Annotated in this window: 17 protein-coding genes; 3 read left to right on the top strand and 14 right to left on the bottom strand. The window is 67.3% G+C overall.

Going from position 1 to position 21637, the window contains the following annotated elements:
• Positions 1-48: 48 nt before the first annotated feature.
• Entirely contained in the window at positions 49-873 is an 825-nt protein-coding gene (locus TBU01S_RS18490) for an HlyD family secretion protein (RefSeq protein WP_068638845.1), read from the bottom strand.
• A gap of 185 nt (positions 874-1058) precedes the next feature.
• On the opposite strand from TBU01S_RS18490, the gene TBU01S_RS18485 reads away from it, so the two are divergent.
• The gene (locus tag TBU01S_RS18485; protein WP_169802981.1) at positions 1059-2423 is read left to right on the top strand and encodes an integron integrase; all 1365 of its coding nucleotides are present in this window, start codon (positions 1059-1061) and stop codon (positions 2421-2423) included.
• A gap of 27 nt (positions 2424-2450) precedes the next feature.
• Here TBU01S_RS18485 and recG read toward each other — a convergent pair whose 3' ends face one another.
• The 5 genes from recG to TBU01S_RS18460 form a co-directional block, all read right to left on the bottom strand.
• The gene (recG, locus tag TBU01S_RS18480; RefSeq protein ID WP_068638843.1) at positions 2451-4469 is read right to left on the bottom strand and encodes an ATP-dependent DNA helicase RecG; all 2019 of its coding nucleotides are present in this window, start codon (positions 4467-4469) and stop codon (positions 2451-2453) included.
• A 121-nt stretch (positions 4470-4590) separates the two neighbouring features.
• The gene (locus tag TBU01S_RS18475) at positions 4591-4971 is read right to left on the bottom strand and encodes a RidA family protein (protein ID WP_068638841.1); all 381 of its coding nucleotides are present in this window, start codon (positions 4969-4971) and stop codon (positions 4591-4593) included.
• 74 nt (positions 4972-5045) lie between these two features.
• Complete coding sequence (gene fliW / locus TBU01S_RS18470) at positions 5046-5489, bottom strand: flagellar assembly protein FliW (RefSeq protein ID WP_068638838.1); 444 nt, start codon at positions 5487-5489, stop codon at positions 5046-5048.
• A gap of 41 nt (positions 5490-5530) precedes the next feature.
• Entirely contained in the window at positions 5531-6103 is a 573-nt protein-coding gene (locus tag TBU01S_RS18465) for an SPOR domain-containing protein (RefSeq protein ID WP_068638836.1), read from the bottom strand.
• Complete coding sequence (locus TBU01S_RS18460) at positions 6100-6657, bottom strand: DUF2802 domain-containing protein (RefSeq protein ID WP_068638834.1); 558 nt, start codon at positions 6655-6657, stop codon at positions 6100-6102. The genes TBU01S_RS18465 and TBU01S_RS18460 overlap by 4 nt, the downstream gene beginning before the upstream one ends.
• Positions 6658-6853: 196 nt before the next feature.
• Here TBU01S_RS18460 and TBU01S_RS18455 point away from each other — a divergent pair, with 196 nt between their 5' ends.
• Entirely contained in the window at positions 6854-7630 is a 777-nt protein-coding gene (locus tag TBU01S_RS18455; RefSeq protein WP_068638832.1) for a YdcF family protein, read from the top strand.
• A 51-nt stretch (positions 7631-7681) separates the two neighbouring features.
• Here TBU01S_RS18455 and TBU01S_RS18450 read toward each other — a convergent pair whose 3' ends face one another.
• The 8 genes from TBU01S_RS18450 to TBU01S_RS18415 form a co-directional block, all read right to left on the bottom strand.
• Positions 7682-8881: an acetyl-CoA C-acyltransferase gene (locus tag TBU01S_RS18450; protein ID WP_068638830.1), complete on the bottom strand. Its 1200-nt coding sequence runs from the start codon at positions 8879-8881 to the stop codon at positions 7682-7684.
• 15 nt (positions 8882-8896) lie between these two features.
• Positions 8897-11278 (bottom strand): 3-hydroxyacyl-CoA dehydrogenase/enoyl-CoA hydratase family protein, encoded by a 2382-nt coding sequence (locus TBU01S_RS18445; protein ID WP_068638828.1) that lies wholly within the window; start codon positions 11276-11278, stop codon positions 8897-8899.
• 58 nt (positions 11279-11336) lie between these two features.
• Positions 11337-12623, bottom strand: a complete 1287-nt coding sequence (locus TBU01S_RS18440; RefSeq protein WP_068638826.1) for an OmpP1/FadL family transporter — start codon at positions 12621-12623, stop codon at positions 11337-11339.
• Between the two features lie 75 nt (positions 12624-12698).
• Positions 12699-13106: an acyl-CoA thioesterase gene (locus tag TBU01S_RS18435; protein ID WP_068638824.1), complete on the bottom strand. Its 408-nt coding sequence runs from the start codon at positions 13104-13106 to the stop codon at positions 12699-12701.
• Positions 13107-13126: 20 nt separating this feature from the next.
• A complete protein-coding gene (locus tag TBU01S_RS18430) occupies positions 13127-15139 on the bottom strand; it encodes a 3-hydroxyacyl-CoA dehydrogenase NAD-binding domain-containing protein (RefSeq protein ID WP_068638822.1) in 2013 nt (670 codons plus the stop codon).
• The gene (locus tag TBU01S_RS18425; RefSeq protein ID WP_068638820.1) at positions 15136-16422 is read right to left on the bottom strand and encodes an acetyl-CoA C-acetyltransferase; all 1287 of its coding nucleotides are present in this window, start codon (positions 16420-16422) and stop codon (positions 15136-15138) included. The genes TBU01S_RS18430 and TBU01S_RS18425 overlap by 4 nt, the downstream gene beginning before the upstream one ends.
• Positions 16419-18905: an acyl-CoA dehydrogenase gene (locus TBU01S_RS18420; RefSeq protein WP_068638818.1), complete on the bottom strand. Its 2487-nt coding sequence runs from the start codon at positions 18903-18905 to the stop codon at positions 16419-16421. The genes TBU01S_RS18425 and TBU01S_RS18420 overlap by 4 nt, the downstream gene beginning before the upstream one ends.
• 42 nt (positions 18906-18947) lie before the next feature.
• Positions 18948-19625 carry a TetR/AcrR family transcriptional regulator gene (locus tag TBU01S_RS18415; protein WP_068638816.1) on the bottom strand — a complete coding sequence of 226 codons (678 nt, stop codon included), beginning with the start codon at positions 19623-19625 and terminating at the stop codon, positions 18948-18950.
• A gap of 156 nt (positions 19626-19781) precedes the next feature.
• On the opposite strand from TBU01S_RS18415, the gene TBU01S_RS18410 reads away from it, so the two are divergent.
• The gene (locus TBU01S_RS18410) at positions 19782-21596 is read left to right on the top strand and encodes an ABCB family ABC transporter ATP-binding protein/permease (protein ID WP_068638814.1); all 1815 of its coding nucleotides are present in this window, start codon (positions 19782-19784) and stop codon (positions 21594-21596) included.
• Positions 21597-21637 lie beyond the last annotated feature (41 nt).

Here is a 21637-nt window from a genome sequence, read left to right as displayed (position 1 = left end):
AATTGTTAGACCGTGACACACCGTGCAGCAGTGTGTGTGCACAGATTCTCATGGTTTCCCGCCCATGATCTTCCACGCCTGATAGACCTCTCGTAGCTGAGCCTGTTGCCCGTGGGGGAGAGTGAAGTCGTCGTAGTACTTGTCGCCGTTAAATCGGATTACTACGCGCTTGGCTGTCATCCAGTGATTGAGCATTGCATGGTCTTTGACCGGCATATCGATCCATTCCCACACGGAGCCGGATGAGTGGTCGCGCTCGAAGTCCAGTCTGCCGAGTTCGTAGACCTTGTCGTCAGCCTTTACAGTGACCGAACGAACAAAGAGCCAGTCATCACCGTAATACTGGAGCTTTAGTCTGAGTGGATAGTTTGCAGCGCTGTCTTTATTAGAGCCGAAGTAAAAAGAAGCGTACTTGGCTAAGACCGGGGTGCTACGATGGCTTACCCATGTAATGCCCTTTATCTCATCGGTACTTTTCTTCATATTGCCGATGGCTCGCTCAAGGGCCAAGCGCTCCTCCTGAGCTTTTTGTTCTTCTTCCCGCTTGCGCTGTATTTCGGCAGCAGCGATGCGAGAATCGACTTGGGCAAGCAGCGACGTGGCTTCGCCGCTCTCGGGCGAGGATGGATGCCGCTTCAAGAGGTCGGAAAGGAGCCTTTTTGCTTCTGTATCGTTCTTTATGTCATACGCTGACTTGGCCTGCGCGAGTAGTCGACTTGAGCCAAACTTGACGTCTTCCAACTCCGCGCGGAGAGCCGCAACTTGCGCTTCGAGTTCTGCTGCTTGCTTGCGAGCTTGGTCGTACTCTTGCTGCGACGGGCCGCAGCCAGCAAGAAGTGCAAGGGTAGTGACTGATAAGAAAAGTTTTTTCATAGAGAAATTCCTGGAGTTATCTGGTAGAAGCGCCGCGAGGTATTGCTTCACGGTCTAACAGTGTAGTAGACGGAACGGGCCGGTGGATGAGTAGACGGAATCCACATATTGCCCGCCCCAAATTATTCGTTTAGCATTTAAAATGCAGATCCAAACTGCATCGACGATGACGTTAGGCCAGACTCATGACCTTGTCAAACAATTCCGACACGGTAGCCCGCTTCTGGCGTAAGTACCGGTTTTCACTCGCCGAATCCGGTGTGAAACCGGCGGCGCTGCAGTGGTACGCCCGCCACGCCGCGGCCTATGTCAAGGCCGCTGACGGCCAGCGCCTCGCCACTCACTCGGCAGCCACAGTGGAGTCCTGGCTGGGTAAGCTGGGCAGGGTAGACGGAATGCCGGCGTGGCAGATTACGCAGGCGGTGGATGCGGTGCGCCACTTGTTGACAATGGCGGGGGCGCCTGCAGCGACCGAGGTGGATTGGGCGTTCTGGCGCGAAGGGGGCCGTACCCTGGGGGCAAGCCATCCAACGATTGCGCGCGCGATGGCCAATCCGCCCTCTCTGCCTGCGGGAAATGGCGATGGCGGTTCACGGCTTACGCCGGGTGACCGCCTGGTAGCGGTGATCCGACAGCGCAATTATTCGATTCGCACTGAGCAAGCCTATCTTGGATGGCTTGAGCGCTATCTGCGCTTTATCGGCGGTCGCGACCCAGCGCAGGCGGGGGCGGCGCAGGTGAAGGCTTTTCTGCAAGCACTCGCAGTGCAGGGGCAAGTGGCGGCCAATACGCAGAATCAGGCGCTCAATGCGCTGGTGTTCTTTTACGCTCAGGTGCTGGAACAGCCCTTGGGCGAGCTGGGCGCTTTTGCGCGCGCGAAGCGTCCGCAGCGCTTGCCGGTGGTGTTGACGGCGGACGAGGTGAGGCGACTGCTGGCGGCTTTGCAGGGCATGCCGGCGACGATGGCTGCGCTGCTGTACGGAACCGGAATGCGCCTGATGGAATGCTTGCGCGTGAGGATCAAGGATGTCGACTTTGCCTATGGCCAGATCGTGGTGCGCGACGGAAAGGGCCAGAAGGATCGCGTGGTTCCGCTGCCGCAGCGCCTGGTTGAGCCGCTGCGGCAGCACCTGGAAAAGGTCCGGACCCTGCATCGTGACGACCTCGCATTGGGGGCTGGAGCGGTGTATCTACCCGATGCGCTGGCGCGCAAGTATCCGGGTGCAGCACGCGAATGGGGTTGGCAGTATGTTTTCCCGGCCAGTCGGCTGGCGGCCGATCCACGCGGCGGCACGGTGAGGCGTCATCACCTGCATGAGAGCAGCTTGCAGAAGGCGGTTCATGCTGCGGCGAAGGCGGCGGGCATCGACAAGCCGGTGAGTTGCCATGCGCTGCGCCACAGTTTTGCCACCCACATGCTGGAGGGCGGCTACGACATCCGTACCGTGCAGGAACTGCTCGGCCATGCCGATGTGAAGACGACGATGATTTACACCCATGTGCTCAACCGCGGCGGGCTGGGGGTGGTGAGTCCGCTGGACAGGGTTTGAGGGGCAAATCCTGGCGCGCTTTTCCGACTACGCCCGCAGCAGCGCCTCGCGCCCGCCTAGCCAGCGCTGCATCAGGCGCTCGGCCGCCTCAGGCATGTCGCGCAGCATGCGTTCGGCGAGTTCGCGCGCAGGTTCGATCAGGTCGGTGTCGTTCTCCAGGCTTGCGTAGCGCAGCAGCGGCAGGCCGCTCTGGCGGGCGCCGACGAATTCGCCGGGACCGCGGATGCGCAGGTCGGCGCGCGCGATCTCGAAGCCGTCGGTATTCTCGTAGATCACTTTCAGGCGTTCGCGCCCGGTCTGCGACAGCGGCTGGGCGTAGATCAGGATGCAGGCCGATTCGGCGCGGCCGCGCCCGACGCGGCCACGCAGCTGGTGCAGTTGGGCGAGGCCAAAGCGCTCGGCGTGCTCGATCACCATCAGGCTGGCATTGGGCACGTCGACGCCGACCTCGATGACGGTGGTGGCGACCAGCACGTCGATTTCCCCGGCGGAGAAGGCGTTCATCGTCGCCGACTTTTCGTGGGCCTTGAGCCGGCCGTGCACCAGGCCGACACGCAGTTCGGGCAGCGCTTCGGCCAACGCGTCGAAAGTCTCGACCGCTGTCTGCAACTGAAGGGCCTCGGATTCCTCGATCAGCGGGCACACCCAGTAGGCCTGGCGGCCACCGAGGCAGGCCTGGCGCACGCGCTCGACCACTTCGTCGCGGCGGGCGTCGGATGCGAGCCGGGTGCGGATCGGCGTGCGTCCGGGCGGCAGTTCGTCCAGCACCGAAACGTCGAGGTCGGCATAGTGCGTCATCGCCAGCGTGCGCGGAATCGGCGTCGCCGACATCATCAGCATGTGCGGGCGGCGGCCTTCCTCGCCCTTCTCGCGCAGGGCCAGGCGCTGGCGCACGCCGAAGCGGTGCTGTTCGTCGACCACCGCCAGCGCCAGCCGCGGCAGCGTCACCGGGTCCTCGATCAGCGCATGGGTGCCGACGGCGAGCAGCAGTTCGCCGTTGTGCAGGCGTTCGAGCACGGCTTCGCGCTCGCGTTTCCTGCGGCTGCCCGACAGCCATGCGACTTCGATGCCGAGCGGCGCCAGCCAGTCGGACAGCTTGCGCCAGTGCTGCTCGGCGAGAATCTCGGTCGGTGCCATCATCGCCGCCTGCCAGCCGTTGTCCACCGCCTGCAGCATCGCCAGTGCAGCCACCAGGGTCTTGCCGCTGCCGACGTCGCCCTGCAGCAGGCGCTGCATCGGATGCGGCGCGGCGAGATCGGCGGCGATCTCGGCCGCGGCACGGCGCTGCGCGCCGGTGGGCCGGAAAGGCAGCGTTTCGAGCAGGGCTCGCGGCAGGCGGTCCTGCACCGGCAGCGGCACGGCGCGGCGCGCGCGGCGGGCATTGTAGGCGCGCCGCAGCGACATCTGCTGCACCAGCAGTTCCTCGAATTTGATGCGGCGCCAGGCGGGGTGTTCGCGCAGCTCGAGCGCCGCCGGGTCGGCATCGGGCGCCGGATGATGCAGCGCGCGCAAGGCTTCGGCGAAGCCCGGCAGACGCAGTTCGTGCAGCACGTCCGGCGGCAGCGGGTCGTCGAGCGGCTCGCTCGCCAGCGCGCGGTCGATCAGCTTGCGCAGCGTCGCCTGCCCCACCCCGGCGGTGGCCGGATAGACCGGCGTCAGGGCTTCGGGCAGCGGCTCGCCCTGTTCCACCGGGCGCACGCGGGGGTGCACCATCTCGACGCCGAAGAAGCCGACGCGCGGCTCGCCGAACAGGCGCACCCGGCGCCCCACGGCAAGCTGCTTCTGCTGCGAGGGGTAGAAATTGAGCCAGCGTGCCACCAGCACGCCCGAAGCATCGCGAATGCGGGCGACGAGCTGCCGCCGAGGGCGCAGTACCACTTCGCACGACGCCACCTCGCCTTCGACCTGGGCGAGGAAACCCGGCCGGGCGTCGGCAATCGGCGCCAGCCGGGTTTCGTCCTCGTAGCGCAGCGGCAGGTGCAGCAGCAGATCCCGCGGGCCGCGGATGTCGAGCTTGGCCAACAGTCCGGCGAGCTGTGCCCCCACGCCCGGCCACGGCTGCGGCGCGGGGGGCCGGGCGGGAGATGACGCCCCCCGGCCAGGCTTTGCATCGGCGGCATCGGTCCGGGCGGCGGCTTGCTTCGCGCGGGCCACTGCGGAGCCGGTATCAGTCGAGCACGATGGTCAGATCGGCCTCGACCAGGGCACCACGCGGCAGTTCGCGCACGCCGACGGTGGCGCGGGCCGGATAGGGCTCGGCGAAATAGCGCGTCATCACTTCATTGACGACACCGAAATTGGCCAGGTCGGTCAGATAGATGGTGATCTTGGCCACTTCGGCGAACGACGTACCGGCCGCCTCGGCCACCGCCTTCAGGTTCTCGAACACGCGCACGGCCTGGGCCTCGATGCCTTCGACCAGTTCCATGCTGGCGGGATCGAGACCGATCTGGCCGGACAGGAAGACCTGGTTGCCGACCTTGACGGCCTGGGAATACGGGCCGATGGCGGCGGGAGCGCTGGGCGTGGAGATGATGCTGCGAGCCATGGTTCAACCTCGTTGGATAAAGGCCCACATTCTAAACCGCGCGCCAGCCTCCCGCAGGCCGGCCGGCGTTTCGTTCAGTCCTGCTGGCGCAGCGTGATCTCGCAGCCGAGGCGGTTGATCACTTTCTGCATCCCCTTGCGGGCCCGGGTATTGAAGACGAGCGGCGCCATGAAGTTGGCGCTCAGCCCGGCGCTGGCCGGCCCGGCTTCTTCAGCGCTTTGAGAGCGCACGATGATCGCCACCGCGACGTCGTCGACGCCTTCGAGCGCCAGCAAGGCCACCTCCTCGTCGCTCAGGGCGAATTCGAGGTTCACGCCGAGCCGCATCGGCGCGGTGATCGAAAATGCCACCTCGGGCTCATCCACCGACTGCAGCAGGAAGACCTCTGCCTCGCGCCCTTCTTCATGCACCAGCGCGAAGCGGCGGCATTGCTCGAAACCGGGCAGGCCGGCGGGAAACTCGATGATGCGATCGTCGGCGACCTCGACGGTACCGAACTCCGGACTCCTGATTTGCATGGATGCTCCCCTGAATGGAATGGATCGAGCCAGATCGGGCTTCAGCGCCTTTTCTTCTCTGGTGCCAGTAGCATACCCGCCTCGGCCCCTGCCGCGCGCAGTGCAGCCTGGGCTTTTTGCGCAGCCTCGCGGTCGGCGAAGGGGCCGAGCACGACGCGGCTCTGGATGCCGGCCTGCAAACCCTGGGCTGCAAGCGCCCGTTGCAGCGCAAGCGCATTGGCGGGATCGCCGAACACACCGAGCTGGATGCGGTATCCATCCGCCGGCGCCGGCGGTGCGTCGGCAAAAATCGGCTCCGCGGCTTCGGCTGCCGGGCTGCTTGCGGGCGAGGGCACGGACATAGCCGTCTCCTCAGGCGTCTGCGCCGGCTCCGGAGCGGCCCCGCGGACGGCGGCTGAATCGCCTGCCGCGGCGATACCCGCCTCCATCGGTGCGAACAAGCCGCTGCCGAGCGAGGGCGCCGGCGCGACAGCATCCGGCATCGGGCGGGCGCCATCGCCAGGCAGACGCTGTTCGAGCGACAGCGCCGCAATCAGGGCGGCAACCGCCGCCAGCAGGGCAGCGCCAGCCATGCGCAGCGCGGCATTGCGCTGGCTTCGCCGCGCTGCCGTCACTGGCGGCCTCCGCTGCGTGCAAGGGACACCAGCAAGCCCGCTTCGGCAATGCTGATGCCGCAGCGCGCCGCAATCTCTTCGGCGTCCAGGCCCTGCTCGGCCAGGCGCGTGGCTTCGGCGTATTCGGGCGAAGCCATCGACTGTGGCGGCTGCGCATGCAGAGACTCTTCGAGCTGCTGCCTCAGCCCGGCGACTTCGGCCTGCAGCGTCTCGATCTCGGCCCGCTGCCGATCGACCAGCGCCTGCTGACCGTCGAGCAGGCGCCGCAAGCGCTGTGTTTCCAATGTCGAACGGAATGCTTCCGGCTCGTTCCCGGCAGCGGTATCGGCTGTGGCCGCATTCAGCCTTGGCGCATGGTCGAAGCCTTCGCCGTCGTCCTCCTCGCCTGCAGCAACAGCAGCCACCACCTGCTGCCCGGGAGCAGTGGCCGAAGCAGCCGTGGCCTCGGGCGGGGACATCGGATCACGGCTGAGCCACACCGCACGCAGGAACTGCCAGCCGGCCAGCAACAACAGCAGGAGGACGAGAATCCACAAGGCCTGCCGCAGACTCATCCGGCCCTCCTCCTGCCCAACAGCGGCATCGAATCGCCAACATCGGCGGAACCGAAGTCGGGCAGGCATGCGGTACATCCTGGCATCGGCAGGAAAGACATCATCGGCAGACACGGCCTGGAACGGGATTCATCCGATAATACTGCCCGCGTCTGCCGACCACAAACCCAGGCACGAACCAGGAACCCGAACCCCGATGGATCTTTCCCTGCTGCTCTTCTCGCTCAAGAAGCTGGCTGCCGCCTTCGCTCTGCCGCCGCTGCTGCCGCTGCTGCCGATTGCCCTCGGCCTGGCGCTACTCGGCCGCTTTCCTCGGCTGGGGCGGACCCTGGGCTGGAGCGGCCTGGCCCTCGGCCTCCTGCTGAGTGCTCCTGCAAGCGTGGGCTGGCTGGTGGCGCAAGTCGAAGATCCCGCGCCCCTGTCGGCCGACGCCATCAGGAACGCCGATGCCATCGTGATCCTCGGTGCCGGCCGGCGCGCCTATGCACCCGAATTCGGCGGCGAAACGGTGAGCCGCCTGGCGTTGGAACGCCTGCGCTATGGCGCACACCTTGCGCGCGCGACCGGGCTGCCCATCCTGGTCAGCGGCGGCGCCGGCCCCGGCAAGACAGCGGAAGCGGTACTGATGAAAGCCGCGCTGGAAGAAGACTTCGGCCTCACGGTGCGATGGGTGGAAGAGCGCGCGCGCGACACCCGGGAGAATGCCCGCTACGCCAGCGCGATTCTCGGCACGACCGGCATGCGGCGCATCCTGCTGGTGACCCACGCCGCCCACATGCCTCGTGCCCAGGCCGAATTCGAAGCGGCGGGGCTGATCGTGCAGCCGGCTCCGACCGGTTGGCTCGGCAACTACAACGAACCGGCAGCCGAAAACAGCTGGCTGGCGGAACTGCCCAACCCGCACAGCACCTACGCCGGCTGGTTCGCCCTGCATGAAGCGCTGGGGCGGCTCGCCTACCGCCTGTCGCGCTGAACAGGCGGCGTTTTCCCCGGGACGGCTCCCGCCGCCACCGGAGGAAAACCGTCAGACCCGCTCGAAGATGCCCGCCGCTCCCATGCCGGTGCCGATGCACATGCTGATCATGCCGTGGCGCAGCCCCGGGTCGCGCTGCATCGCGGCCATCAGCGTCGCGGTGCGGATCGCGCCGGTCGCCCCCAGCGGATGGCCGAGCGCGATCGCGCCGCCGAGCGGATTCACCTTCGCCGGATCCAGATCGAGCTGGCGCATCACCGCCAGCGCCTGGGCGGCAAAAGCCTCGTTGAGCTCGGTCCAGCCGATATCGTCGATGCCCAGCCCGGCCCGCCGCAGCGCACGCGGAATGGCCTCCACCGGGCCGATGCCCATCACCTCGGGCGGTACGCCGGCCACCGCGTAGGATGCGAAACGGGCGATCGGCGCCAGGTTGTAGCGCTTGATCGCGACCTCGCTCATCAGCAGCACGGCAGCAGCGCCATCGGACATCTGCGAACTGTTGCCCGCCGTCACCGAGCCGCGCGCGGCGAACACCGGCTTCAGCTTCGCCAGCGTTGCCGGCGTCGAGTCCGGCCGCGGCCCTTCGTCCTGCGACAGCACGCGCTCGGCGATGCGCACCGTGCCGCCTTCGCCCGGCAGCCAGGATTTCACCGCATAAGGCATGATTTCGGCATCGAACTGCCCGGCGGCGATCGCGGCGCAGGCGCGGCGATGGGATTCGGCCGCGAAGGCATCCTGGTCTTCGCGGCTCACCGACCACTGGCTGGCGACGCGCTCGGCGGTCAGGCCCATGCCGTAGGCGATGTCGACGTTCTCGGCGTGGGCGAAGATCTCCGGGTTGAGGCTGACCTTGTTGCCCATGATCTGCGGCATCGCGCTCATGCTCTCGGTGCCGGCGGCGATCATCACGTCGGCCTCGCCGAGCCGGATGCGGTTGGCGGCATCCGCCACCGCCTGCAGGCCCGAGGCGCAGAAGCGGTTGATCGTGATGCCGGGCACCGCATCCGGCAGCCCGGCCAGCAGCAGGCCGATGCGCGACACGTTCATGCCCTGCTCGGCCTCCGGCATCGCGCAGCCGGTGATGACGTCGCCGATCTCGTTGCCGTCGAGGTTGGGCACGCGGGCCACCAGCTCGCGCAGCACCGCAGCCAGCATGTCGTCGGGCCGCACATGGCGGAAGGCGCCGTTGCGCCTGGCCACCGGCGTACGCACCGCGGCGACGATGTAGGCGTCCTGAATCTGTTTGCTCATTCCGTCCGTTCTCCGTCAATTGCGCAGCGGCTTGCCCGTTTCGAGCATGTGCGCGATGCGCTGCTGGGTCTTCTCGGTCTTCAGCAGTTCGACGAACTGCGCACGCTCGACGTCGAGAATCCATTGCTCGCCCACCCGGCTGTTGCTGTTCACTTCGCCGCCGCACAGCGCCATCGCGGCAGCCTTGGCGACGCGGTAGTCGTGCGCCGAGATGAAGCCGCCTTCGGCCATGTTCACCAGCATCAGTTCGCAGGTGGCGATGCCGTCGCGCCCCGCCACCTTGACCGCGGAATCGATCAGCGCCGGCCGCCAGGCCGATTCGGCCAGCGCCCGGGCGCGGCGGATGGCCGCATGGAGCAGTTCGGCGGCGTTGAAGACGACGTCGTCCGAGGCGCGGGCGAAGCCGAGCTCGACGGCCTCGATCGCGCTCTTCGCCACCGTTGCCATGGCAATGGTCTGGAACGCGGTCTGGATGAACGGGAAGACGTCACCGCCCGCGGTACGCCTGGCCATCGTGTGCGCCTGCAGCGCGAACTCCTTGCTGCCGCCACCCGCCGGAATCAGGCCCACGCCGGCTTCGACCAGGCCGACGTAGCTTTCCAGCGCCAGCACCCGGTGCGCCGCATGCATCGCGAACTCGCAGCCGCCGCCCAGCGCCATGCCCTGTACCGCGGCCACGACCGGCACCTGCGCATGCTTGATCGCCATCGAGGTCTGCTGGAATTTCGCCACCATCTTCTCCAGCAGCTCGAACTGGCCGGCGCGGCAGGCTTCGCCCACCTGCTGCAGGTTGGCACCGACCGCGAACGGCGCCGGATGCCAGATCACCAGGCCGTCGAGATCGGCCTCGGCGCGGGCGATGGCCTCCAGCATGCCGTCCATGACTTCCTCGCCGATGGCGTGCATCCTGGACGTGATCGAGACGATGCCGATGCGCGCATCCTGGTCGGCGCGCCGCCACAGCCGCACGCCGGTGTTTTCCCACAGGGTTTCGCCGCGATCGTCCGGCGCTTCACCGAACACGCGGTCCGGGTAGAGCTGGCGCTGGTACACCGGCAGGCTCGCACGCGGCTTCAGCACGTTCTGCGCCGCGCTCCAGGAGCCTTCCGGCGCATGCACGCCGTCGCGCTCGAACACCCAGGGCGGCAGCGGCACGTTCGACATCGCGCGGCCGTGGCGGATGTCGTCGTCGATCATCTTCGCCACCTCGCTCCAGCCGGCGGCCTGCCAGGTCTCGAACGGCCCCTGCGCCCAGCCGAAGCCCCAGCGCATCGCCAGGTCGACGTCGCGCGCATTGTCGGCGATGTCGCCCAGATGCACCGCGCAGTAGTGGAACACGTCGCGGAAGATGGACCACAGGAACTGCGCCTGCGGGTGCGGATGGGCGGCAAGCTGGGCGAATTTCTCGGCCGGGTTCTTCAGTTTCAGGATCGCGTCGACGTCGGGGAAGACTTCGCCGCCGCTGTCGCGGTAGTCCTGCATGCCGAGATCCAGCACCTGGATCTGCTTGCCCTGCTTGCGGTAGATGCCGCCGCGGGTTTTCTGCCCCAAGGCACCCTTGGCGATCAGCGCCCGCAGCCATTCGGGCGATTCGAACCAAGCGTGCCAGGGGTCGTTGGGCAGCGTCGCCTGCATGGTGCCGACGACGTGCGCCAGGGTGTCCAGGCCGACCACGTCCGCGGTGCGGAAGGTCGCGCTCTTGGGCCGGCCGATGCGCGGCCCGGTCAGCAGGTCGACCTCGTCGAAGGCCAGCCCGAGCCGGGCGGTGTGGTGCAGCACGGCCAGAATCGAGAACACGCCGACGCGGTTGGCGACGAAGTTGGGCGTGTCCCTGGCGCGCACGATGCTCTTGCCCAGGCGGGTGGTCAGCCAGGCCTCCAGCGCATCGAGCATCGCCGGATCGGTCTCGGCGGCAGGAATCAGCTCCACCAGCGGCATGTAGCGCGGCGGATTGAAGAAATGGATGCCGCAGAAGCGGCTGCGCAGGCTTTCCGGCATGCCGGCGGCAAGCGCGTGGATCGACAGGCCCGAGGTATTGGACGCGAACACCACGCCCGGCTTCAGGTGCGGCGCGACCTTGGCATACAGGTCGAGCTTCCACTCCATTTTCTCGGCGATGGCCTCGATGACGAGGTCGCACTCGCCCAGGCGGGCGAGATCGCTGGCGTAGTTCGCCGCTTCGACGAAGCGGCCGCGATCCTTGGCCGCGAACGGCGCGGGATCGAGCTTCTTCATCGCGGCGAGCGCCTTGGTGACGACGCCGTTGGCATCGCCTTCGCCGGCGGGGAGATCGAACAGGATCACCGGCAGGTCGGCGTTGGCGCAGTGGGCGGCGATCTGCGCGCCCATGACGCCGGCACCGAGCACGGCAACCTTGCGGATGATGAGACGACTCATGAGGTTCTCCGGATGCTGGGCGACCGGCCAAGGGGCCGGTCGCCACCCTCTGCGGCGGTCAGAAAGCGTGATTGAGCTGGACCGAGAAGATGTTCACCGAGGTGTCGAACGAGCCACGGACGAACTGGCCGGTCGCATTGGTGCCGAGCACGGTACGACGGTCGATCTTCTCCTTGTCGAAGAACAGGCGGGCATAACCGGCATCGATCGAGGTCTGCTTGTTCAGCTTGTAGTTGAAGCCGATCGCGAGCCAGGTACGGTCGGAGTCGGGCAGGCGCACGGTGCGGTCCTCGGCCTTGCGGATGGGCGACTGGTCGTAGGCCACGCCCGCACGCAGGCGCAGCGCATCGGTGTACTGGTACTGCATGCCGATGCCGACACGATAGCTGTCCTTGAAGCCGAGGTATTCGTCGGTCAGCACCACGCCGAAGTTGCGATGCTGGACCTTCAGCCGCGGGATGGAGCTCCAGCCGGTCCAGGTGTAGTCGGCGAGGATCTGCAGCTTGTCGCTGGCCTGGTAGGCCAGTGCCAGCGAAGCCATGTCCGGCAGCTCGATGGACACTTTGGCCGGCGTCGACGTCGGCCCTGCCTCGACCTTGCCCTCGACATCCAGGTCGATCTTCGAGCGGTAGGTGAGCCCCACGCGCAGCGCCGGATTCAGCTGGAAGATCACGCCGGCGTTCCAGCCCCAGCCGGTATCGTCGCCCGACAGCTTGCTTTCGATGTCCACGGTATTGGGCAGCAGCGCGGTGATGGGCTGCATGCCCCGCAGGTCGGCCTCGAACTTCACGTAATTCAGGCCGAAGCCCAGGGAAACCATGTCATTGACCCTGTACGCGACGCTCGGATTGATGTTGATCGCCTTGATCTCCGAATAGGCGCCCTGGTAGCGGCCGATGAAGGCATCGTCCCATTCCGTCGCATTGCCGAAGGTCGGCGAGATGCCCAGGCCGAGGCGAAGATCCTTGCTCAAGGACATGGCCCAATACACGGCCGGCACCAGGGAGGCGCCGCCGGCGTCGCCGCCATCGTTCCCCAAGGGATAGCCCGGCACCGGCGGCGCGGCAACGCGCAGCGCATTCGAACCCCGGTCGGAAAACTCGAGCTTGCGGTCGAGCACCGTCAGCGCGCCCGAGACGTGATGCCCTTCGCTCAGGTACAGCATGCCCGCCGGGTTGAAGAAGATGGTGCTCGCATCCTCTGCCACCGCAGCCGAGCCGGCGTAGGCGTAGCCCGTGCCGGCCCCGTTCTGGTTCTGCAGCATGAAACCCGCAGCCATCGCGTTGCCTGCCGCCAGCATGGCGGTCGCTGCCGCGACCTTGATCGTCAAACGCTTGAGTTGCATATCGTGTCCCCTCACCTTTTATGATTTGCGGGCCCGCCCCGCGCTACTGAAAAAGGATTGCTCCCCAACCAACACCTAAGCGGCCGGCAGCGGCCGCTTGCGCCCCTTGTCATCCAGCGCAACATAGGTCAGTTGCGCCTCCGTCACCTTGACCACGACCGGGTTTTCCGGATCGCGTTCCGCGAAGACCCCGACATCCACGGTGATCGAGGTCCGCCCGACCGCGATCACCTCGGCGTAGAAGCTGACGAGGTCGCCCACCGAAACCGGCTGCTTGAAGACGAAGGAGTTGACCGCCACCGTCGCCACCCGCGAGCGCGCCCTGCGTCTGGCCGGGATCGATCCGGCGATGTCCACCATCGACATCACCCAGCCGCCGAACACGTCGCCGGCGGGGTTGAGGTCGGCCGGCATCGGCATGACGCGCAATGCCGGCTGCCTGTCGTGAGGCAGCGCAGTCGCGCTGGCACCAGATTCGCTCATCCGTATCTCCTCGTCATCGTTCAGGCTTCGGCCACACGTTCAGCCACGTTTCCGGCCTCGCCAATCAGGGTTTTCCCCAGGCTGGCGGCATAGTGAAGGGGACCGCCGGTGTGCGGCGCGAAGCCGGTGCCGAAGATCACCCCGGCATCGGCAAGCTCGGCATCGGCGACCACGCCACCACGCACGCAGCGTTCGGCGGCGGCCAGCAGCGGCGCCAGGATGCGCTCCACCAGCGCGGCATCGAAGGCACCTGCCTCGCCCTTTTGCGCCTTGCCATCGACCCAGCGGTAATAGCCTTCGCCGCTCTTGCGGCCGAGCTTGCCGGCCTCGACCAGTTGCAGCAGGCGTTGCGGCGGCGCCACAGGCTGGCCGGACGCGGCATCGCCGGTCAGCGCCTCGCCGGCGGCCACCGCGATGTCCAGGCCCACGGTATCGACCAGTTCCACCGGCCCGATCGGCATGCCGAAGCGCAGCAGCGCCGCATCCACGGTCTCGGGCGAGCGGCCCTCCTCGACGCAGCGCAGCGCTTCGAGCATGTAGGGGCCGAGCACCGCGTTGACCAGGAAGCCCGGCGCGCTCTGGACCGGCAGCGGCAGCTTGTCGATGGCACGCACGAAACCGATCGCACGGCGCAGCATCTCTTCGTCGCTCGCCTCGCCCTGCACCACTTCGACCAGCGGCAGTTGCGGCACCGGGTTGAAGAAATGGATGCCGACCAGCCGCGACGGCTGCTGCAGCGCCGTGGCGATGTCTTCCAGGCGCAGGCTGGAAGTGTTGGTCGCCAGCACCGCATCCGGCCTGGCGCGGCGTTCGAGCTCGGCGAACAGGCTGCGCTTGGCCTCCAGGTTCTCGAAGATGGCCTCGATGATCAGGTCGGCATGGGCAGCGCCATGGCCCTGCGGATCGGGGATCAGGCGGTCGAGGGCGAAGCGCGCCGCGCGCGCATCGCCCTTGCTGCGGCGCTCGAACAGCTTGGCCGCACGCTTGATCGCCGGCGCGATGCGCTCGACCGACTGGTCCTGCAGCGTCACCCGCATGCCGCGCAGCGCACACACCGCGGCGATGTCGCCGCCCATGACGCCGGCGCCGACCACATGGACGTGCCGCGGCGCGAAATCGATGCCCTTGCCGAAGGCCTTCAGGCGCTCCTGCAGGAAGAACACCCGCACCAGGTTCTTGGTCGTCGGCGAGGCGAAGATCGCTTCCAGCGAGGCGGGATCGCCCGCCGGCACCGCCAAGGCGTTGCCCTGGTATTTCTCCCAGATCTCGATGATGGCGAAAGGCGCAGGATAGTTGTCGCGCGAGACCTTGGCCTCGGTCTGCTTGCGCGCCTTCTCCGCCACCTTGCTGCGCAGCGGGCCGTTCATCGCACGGCGCAGCAGGCGCTCCTTCAGCGCGGGTTTGCGCGCCGGCGCGCCGGACAGCGCGACGATGCGTGCGGCGGACGCCATCACGCGCGGCGGCACGCAGTCGTCGACCAGGCCCAGGCGCTTCGCCTTGCGCGCATCGACGCTCTTGCCGGTCAGCATCATGTCCAGCGCCGCGGCCGGGCCGATGGCCTCGGGCAACCTCAGCATGCCGCCCCAGCCCGGCACGATGCCGAGCATGACTTCCGGCAGCGCGAGCTTGGTGGAAGGCTCATCGACCGCCAGCCGATGGCGGCAGGCGAGCGCAAGCTCCAGGCCGCCGCCCAGGCAATGGCCGCGGATCAGCGCCAGCGTGGGGTAGCGCACCGCCGCCAGGCGGTTGAACAGGCTCCAGCCGCGCTCGACCAGCGCACGCGCCGCTGCCGGCGAGTCCAGACGCGAGAATTCCTCGATGTCGGCGCCGGCAATGAAGCCGGCCGGCTTGGCGGAGGCGATGACCAGCGCCGCCGGCGGCTGGCGATCGAGCTCGTCGAGCACCTGCGAGAACTCGGCCATCACTTCGGCCGACAAGGTGTTGGCCGCGGCGCCGGCGCAGTCGATCTCCAGCCAGGCCAGGCCGTCCGCCTCGCGGCGCAAAGTCCAGTGCATCCAGTTCCGTTGGCTCATTGCACGGCCTCCACCAGCATCGCTCCTCCTTGACCGCCACCGATGCAGATCGACGCCAGCCCGCGCCTGCCGCCGCTGCGGCGCAGCACGTGCAGCAAATGCAGCACAATGCGCGCGCCGCTGGCGCCGACCGGATGGCCCAGCGCCACCGCGCCGCCGTCGATGTTGAGTTTCGCCCCGTCCGGCGCGCCTGGCGCGGCGTCGAGGCCGAAGTGGGTGCGGCAATAGGCATCGTCGGCGAATGCGCGCAGGCAGGCGATCACCTGCGCGGCAAAAGCTTCGTTCAGTTCCCAGGCGTCGATGTCGGCCGGGCTCAGGCCATGGCGCTGCAGGATCGGCAGCGTCGCATGCACCGGGCCGAGCCCCATCTGATCCGGTGCCAGCCCTGCCCACTGGCTGTCGACGATGCGCCCGAGCGGTGTCAGACCGTGGCGCTCGACCGCTTCGGCCGAAGCCAGCAGCAGCCACGCTGCGCCGTCGCTGATCTGCGAACTGTTGCCGGGCGTGACCCGGCCGTATTTCTTGTCGAAGAAGGGCTTCAGCTTGGCCAGCCCTGCCATCGACGCATCGCGCCGCACGCCGTCGTCGGCGCCATGGACGCTGCCGTCACGGCCGATCAGCGGCGCAAGTTCGGCGGCGAAATGCCCGGCGTCCTGCGCCGCCGCGACGCGGCGATGGCTCTCGAGCGCGAAGGCATCCATCTCCTCGCGGCTGATGCCGAAAGCGAAGGCGAGGTTCTCGGCGGTCTGCCCCATCAACTGGCCGACGATCGGATCGGTGAGCCCTTTCATGATGCCGATCACCGGCGCCAGGTTGCCGGGGCGGAAATCCTTCAGCGCGGCCAGCTTCTGGCCCGGCTTCTTCGCCGCGTACCAGTTCGCCAGCCAGCGCACCATCTTGTCGGAGAACAGCAGCGGCGCATGCGACAGTGCATCGACGCCGCCTGCCAGCACCAGGCCGGATCGGCCGCACTGGATGTTCGCGATCGCGGAATCCAGCGCCTGCATGCCGGAGGCGCAGTTGCGCATCACCGTCCAGCCGGGCACGGCATTGCCGCAGCCCATGCGCAGCGCCACCACGCGGCCGATGTTGACCTCGTCGGCCGAAGGGCTGGCGCAGCCCAGGATCACTTCGTCGAGCTGCCCGGGGCCGAAGGGCTGGCGCATCAGCAGCGCCGTGCCGGCCGCCGTCGCCAGGTCGGCGGCGGTGAAGGGACCGGGCCCTGTGCGCGCCTTCAGGAAGGGCGTGCGCGCACCATCGACGACGAACACATCCCTGCTCATGCGGCCTCCCCGCGTGCCGGCGACACCGCCGGCATGCTTTCCACCGCCTTGCCCAGATCGAAGTCGTAGGGGAAGTCATCGACGCGGATGACCTTGTCGCGCAGCATGTTGCGGCGCTCGACGAGCAGGTATTCGGCGTCGGTGATCACGCCGGCGTCACGCGCGCGGCGCCAGACTTCATCCACGTCGCCGCCCGTCATCAGGCCCGGCTCGAAGGCGCCGGAACGCTGCGCCTGCTTGAGCTTGTCCTCGATCGGCTCGACCGCGATCGTCGCCAGCAGCGCCGCCTCCAGCGCGCCAACCGGCTCCTCGACGTCTTCCGGCAGGTGGACGCCGGCGGTGAGGCGGTCGCGCGCGGCCGACGGCCCGATCAGCAGGGCTGCGACCTCGTGGCCCAGGCGATCGGACGGCACCACGTAGGGGCGGCCGAGCGGAAACACGACGAGACGGCGCAGCAGGAAGGCGAACAGCTTGTTCGGGAAGTTGGCGATCACGCCTTCGAAGGCAAGCTGGATGCGGAACATGCAGTCCCAGATCGCCCAGTGCATCAGCGGCGCATCGGCGGCCTGGCGGCCTTCGGCCTCGTAGCGCTTGAGCGTGGCGGTGGCGAGATACATCAGCGACAGGATGTCGCCCAGCCGCGCCGACAGCTTTTCCTTGCGCTTCAGCGCGCCGCCCAGCGTGCCCATCGAAATGTCGGCGATGAAGGCAAAGGCGGCGGAGAAGCGGGTGAGCTGCTGGTAGTAGCGGCGCGTCTCGGGCGCGACGTCGATCGGCAGCTTGACGAAGTGCGAGCCGGTCAGCCCCATGATGAAGGCGCGGCCGGCATTGTTGACGGTGAAGGCGACGTGCTCGCGCAGGACATGGTCGAAACCGCTTTCGTCGTTGCGCTGCGCCGCATCCATTTCGGCGAGCACGAAGGGATGGCAGCGGATCGCCCCCTGGCCGAACAGGATCAGGCTGCGCGTCAGGATGTTGGCGCCTTCGACCGTGATGCCGACCGGAATCTGCTGGTAGGCGCGGCCGAGGAAGTTCTGCGGCCCGAGGCAGATGCCCTTGCCGCCGATCACGTCCATGCCATCATTGACCACCTGGCGCGCACGCTCGGTGACGTGGTACTTGACGATGGCCGACACCACCGCTGGCTTCTCGCCGAGATCGACCGCGCCGGCAGTCATCGTGCGCGCCGCGTCGCACAGGTAGGTGTTGGCGCCGATCCGGGTCAGCGCCTCCTCGACCCCTTCGAAGCGGCCGATCTGCGTCCTGAACTGGTAGCGGACGCGGGCATAGGCACCCACGGTGCGCGCGGTGAGCTTCTGCATGCCGACGTTGGAGCCCGGCAGCGAGATCGAGCGCCCGGCCGCGAGGCACTCCATCAGCATGCGCCAGCCCTGGCCGGCCATCGCCGGCCCGCCGATGATGAAGTCCAGCGGCATGAATACGTCCTTGCCGCGCACCGGACCGTTCATCCACACCGCGTTGAGCGGGAAATGGCGGCGGCCGATGTCCACGCCCGGGTGCTCGTGCGGCACCAGCGCGCAGGTGATGCCGACATCCTGCTCGCCGCCGAGCAGCCCGTCCGGGTCGTACAGGCGGAAGGCGAGGCCGAACACGGTGCACACCGGCGCCAGCGTGATGTAGCGCTTGTCGAAGCTGACGCGCATGCCCAGCACTTCCTCGCCCTGCCACATGCCCTTGCACACCACGCCGGCATCGGGAATCGAAGCCGCATCGGAACCCGCCCACGGGCTGGTCAGCGCGAAGGCCGGGATCTCCCGCCCGCTGGCGAGGCCGGGCAGGTAGTGCTGCTTCTGCTCGGGCGTGCCGTAGTGCAGCAGCAGTTCGGCCGGGCCGAGCGAGTTCGGCACCATCACCGTCACCGCGGGCGCGGACGAGCGGGTCGACAGCTTGGTGATGACCTGCGAATGGGCGTAGGCCGAGAAGCCCTTGCCGCCATATTCCCTGGGAATGATCATGCCCAGGAAGCCCTTGTCCTTGATGTGCTGCCACACGTCGAGCGGCATGTCCTGCCGCTGGGTGCAATCCCAGTCATCGGTCAGGCGGCACAGTTCCTCGACTTCGTTGTCGAGAAAGGCTTGCTCCTCCTCGCTCAGCCTGGGCCAGGGATAGCCGTCCAGCTTGCGCCAGTCCGGGTTGCCCTTGAAAAGCTCGCCCTCCCACCACACGGTGCCGGCTTCGAGCGCATCCTTCTCGGTCTGCGACATCGTCGGCAGGGCATTGCGGAAAGCCTTGAAGATCGGCGCCGTCACCCATTGGCGGCGCAGTGAATCGACCAGGAAGACACTCATCGCCCCCGCATAGAGCGCCAGCACCAGGAAGGTCAGCAGCACCGGCCAGTCGCCGGCCCAGCCCAATGCCGCGATCCACACCAGCCCCGCCAGCAGCCAGGCAAAAAGTGGCGCTCGCCCGTAGGCGAGCGCACCTGCCAAGGGAGGGAGGCAAACCAGTAGCAACCAGACCATCACGTTCTCCTCATGCCGGGCGCCGCCCCGGCCGTTCTCCAATCAATCCGTCGCCGCCGCGCCGAAGTCCGGCAGCGGGGCGCGCAAGCCGCCGAGCAGGAAGCTCATCAGTCGCGGCCGCATCCGCGACGGCTCCTCTTCCTTGCAAGGCAGGCCTGCCGTCGCATAGACGCTTTCGATACCCGCGATCGCGAACGACATCGCCCCCATCATGTAGTGGAAGCGCCACATGATCTCGTCGCGCGGCACCCCCGGCAGCGCGCGGAAGAGCGCCCCCAGGAAGCGGTCCATCACCTCGGCGTATTCCTCGGCGAGGAACTGGCGCACGAAGGCGTTGGGTTCGTTGTAGGTGCGGCTGAGCAGGCGCATGAAAGTGTTGCCGCCATGCTCGGCGTCCGCGGCCAGTTCCAGTGCAGTGCCGAAGAAGGCCTCGACGATGCGGCTGGGCTTGACCGCCTCGCCGCCGGCTTCCGCCTCCAGGCGATCGAGCGCTGCCAGCCGGGCCTCGTTCAATGCCGTCATGCGGCGGCGGAACACGGCCTGGATCAGCGCGTCCTTGCTGCCGAAGTGGTAATTCACCGCAGCCAGGTTGGCATTCGCAGCACCGGTGATCAGGCGCATCGACGTGCCTTCGAAGCCGTGCTCCATGAACAGCCGTTCGGCGGCATCGAGGATGCGATCGCGCGTTTCGGACTGCGGCAGGTGTGGCTCGGTGGACATCGGTGCTCTCAATTCAAACGTTTGTTTGAATCATACGTTCAATTTATTTCGTGTCAAGCACGATCCATCGATCGGCCTTCGGTTTGACTCGCCGCGGCCCGGGCAACAGAATCGCGCGCTTGCCGCCCGCCGCTTGCCGCCCATCCCGACGAGACCATGAGACGCTCCTCCGCCACCGCCCTGCCCGGCCCCGAACCCACCGAGCGCCACGACTGGCAGACGCTGAAAAGCCTGTTTCCCTTCATCTGGGCCTACAAGGGCAGGGTGATCTTCGCGCTCGGCTGTCTGCTGGCGGCCAAGGGCGCCAACGTGACGGTGCCGATCATTTTCAAACACCTGATCGACGACCTGGGCATCACGCGCGAACAGGCTTTCATCGTCGTGCCCGCCTCGCTGCTGCTCGCCTATGGCGTGTTCCGCTTCTCCACCTCGCTGTTTACCGAACTGCGCGAGATCGTCTTCGCCCGCGTCACCCAGCAGGCGGTGCGCGAGATTTCGCTGCGCGTGTTCCGCCATCTGCATGCACTGTCGCTGCGCTTCCACCTGGAGCGCCAGACCGGCGGCCTGACGCGCGACATCGAGCGCGGCACCCGCTCGATCGGCTCGCTGATCAGCTACACGCTGTACTCGATCCTGCCGACGCTGATCGAGATCGGCCTCGTCATCGGCATCCTGCTGGTGCAGTACGACCCGGTGTTCGCACTGATCACGCTGGCGGCGCTGGCGGCCTACATCACCTTCACCGTCAAGGTCACCAACTGGCGCACGCTGCTGCGCCGGCGCACCAACGAACTCGACTCGGCCGCCAACGCGCGCGCGATCGACAGCCTGATCAACTTCGAGACGGTCAAGTACTTCAACAACGAGGAGTTCGAGGCGCGCCGCTACGACGAACAGCTCGGCAAGTGGATGCAGGCCCAGATCACCAACCAGTATTCGCTGTCCGGCCTCAACATCGGCCAGGCAGCGATCATCGCGGTCGCCGTCACGGCGATGATGTGGCAGGCCTCGATCCGGGTGGCGAGCGGCGAGATGACGATCGGCGACATCGTGCTGGTGAACGCCTTCCTGATCCAGCTCTACATTCCGCTCAACTTCCTGGGTGTGATCTACCGCGAAATCCGCCAGGCGTTGACCGACATCGAACGCATGTTCGGGCTGATGAACCAGCACCGCGAAATCGCCGACGCACCGGGTGCGCTCACCCTGCCCCCCGGGCCGGCGAGCGTGCGCTTCGACGGCGTCGGCTTCGCCTACGACGCCAAGCGCCCGATCCTGTTCGACCTCAGCTTCGACATTCCCGCCGGCAGCACGGTGGCGGTCGTCGGCCATTCCGGCTCGGGCAAATCGACCCTGGCGCGCCTGCTGTACCGCTTCTACGACGTGCAGCAGGGCGCGATCCGGGTCAATGGCCACGACATCCGCCAGTTGTCGCAGGACAGCCTGCGCGCGGCGATCGGCATCGTGCCGCAGGACACGGTGCTGTTCAACGACACCCTGTTCTACAACATCCAGTACGGCCGTCCGGGCGCCAGCCGGGAAGAAGTCGAAGCCGCCGCGCGCGCCGCGCAACTGGAAGACTTCATCCGCCAGCTACCGGACGGCTGTGAAACCCGCGTCGGCGAGCGCGGCCTGAAGCTGTCGGGCGGCGAAAAACAGCGCGTCGCGATCGCTCGCGCATTGCTGAAGAACCCTGCGATCCTGATCTTCGACGAAGCCACCTCGGCGCTGGACTCCAGGACCGAGAAAGCCATCCAGGCCCAGATCGAACGCGCCGCCGAAGGCCGCACCGCGCTCGTCATCGCCCACCGGCTATCGACGATCATGGATGCGGACGAAATCATCGTGCTCGACGGCGGCCGCATCGTCGAGCGCGGACGGCACGGCGCGCTGCTGGCAAGCGGCGGCGCCTACGCGCAGATGTGGCTGCTGCAGCATGAAGAGGCCGCCACGGACGCCACGCCCGACTGAGCACAGGCGAAAAAAACGGCGCCTTTCGGCGCCGCACCTGG

Source organism: Thauera butanivorans NBRC 103042, assembly GCF_001591165.1.
Taxonomy (GTDB): Bacteria; Pseudomonadota; Gammaproteobacteria; order Burkholderiales; family Rhodocyclaceae; genus Thauera; species Thauera butanivorans.
Note: the sequence above shows the minus strand (reverse complement) of the source record. Positions and strands in the feature narration are given on the sequence as shown.

What these genes read in the sequence shown, in the direction of transcription:
- TBU01S_RS18415 (WP_068638816.1), bottom strand. Translation starts at nt 19,625, where the DNA reads ATGTCCACCGAGCCACACCTGCCGCAGTCCGAAACGCGCGATCGCATC.
- TBU01S_RS18455 (WP_068638832.1), top strand. Translation starts at nt 6,854, where the DNA reads ATGGATCTTTCCCTGCTGCTCTTCTCGCTCAAGAAGCTGGCTGCCGCC.
- fliW (WP_068638838.1), bottom strand. Translation starts at nt 5,489, where the DNA reads ATGCAAATCAGGAGTCCGGAGTTCGGTACCGTCGAGGTCGCCGACGAT.
- TBU01S_RS18425 (WP_068638820.1), bottom strand. Translation starts at nt 16,422, where the DNA reads ATGAGCAGGGATGTGTTCGTCGTCGATGGTGCGCGCACGCCCTTCCTG.
- TBU01S_RS18435 (WP_068638824.1), bottom strand. Translation starts at nt 13,106, where the DNA reads ATGAGCGAATCTGGTGCCAGCGCGACTGCGCTGCCTCACGACAGGCAG.
- TBU01S_RS18460 (WP_068638834.1), bottom strand. Translation starts at nt 6,657, where the DNA reads ATGAGTCTGCGGCAGGCCTTGTGGATTCTCGTCCTCCTGCTGTTGTTG.
- TBU01S_RS18445 (WP_068638828.1), bottom strand. Translation starts at nt 11,278, where the DNA reads ATGAGTCGTCTCATCATCCGCAAGGTTGCCGTGCTCGGTGCCGGCGTC.
- TBU01S_RS18450 (WP_068638830.1), bottom strand. Translation starts at nt 8,881, where the DNA reads ATGAGCAAACAGATTCAGGACGCCTACATCGTCGCCGCGGTGCGTACG.
- TBU01S_RS18475 (WP_068638841.1), bottom strand. Translation starts at nt 4,971, where the DNA reads ATGGCTCGCAGCATCATCTCCACGCCCAGCGCTCCCGCCGCCATCGGC.
- TBU01S_RS18440 (WP_068638826.1), bottom strand. Translation starts at nt 12,623, where the DNA reads ATGCAACTCAAGCGTTTGACGATCAAGGTCGCGGCAGCGACCGCCATG.
- TBU01S_RS18420 (WP_068638818.1), bottom strand. Translation starts at nt 18,905, where the DNA reads ATGGTCTGGTTGCTACTGGTTTGCCTCCCTCCCTTGGCAGGTGCGCTC.
- TBU01S_RS18485 (WP_169802981.1), top strand. Translation starts at nt 1,059, where the DNA reads ATGACCTTGTCAAACAATTCCGACACGGTAGCCCGCTTCTGGCGTAAG.
- TBU01S_RS18410 (WP_068638814.1), top strand. Translation starts at nt 19,782, where the DNA reads ATGAGACGCTCCTCCGCCACCGCCCTGCCCGGCCCCGAACCCACCGAG.
- TBU01S_RS18430 (WP_068638822.1), bottom strand. Translation starts at nt 15,139, where the DNA reads ATGAGCCAACGGAACTGGATGCACTGGACTTTGCGCCGCGAGGCGGAC.
- TBU01S_RS18490 (WP_068638845.1), bottom strand. Translation starts at nt 873, where the DNA reads ATGAAAAAACTTTTCTTATCAGTCACTACCCTTGCACTTCTTGCTGGC.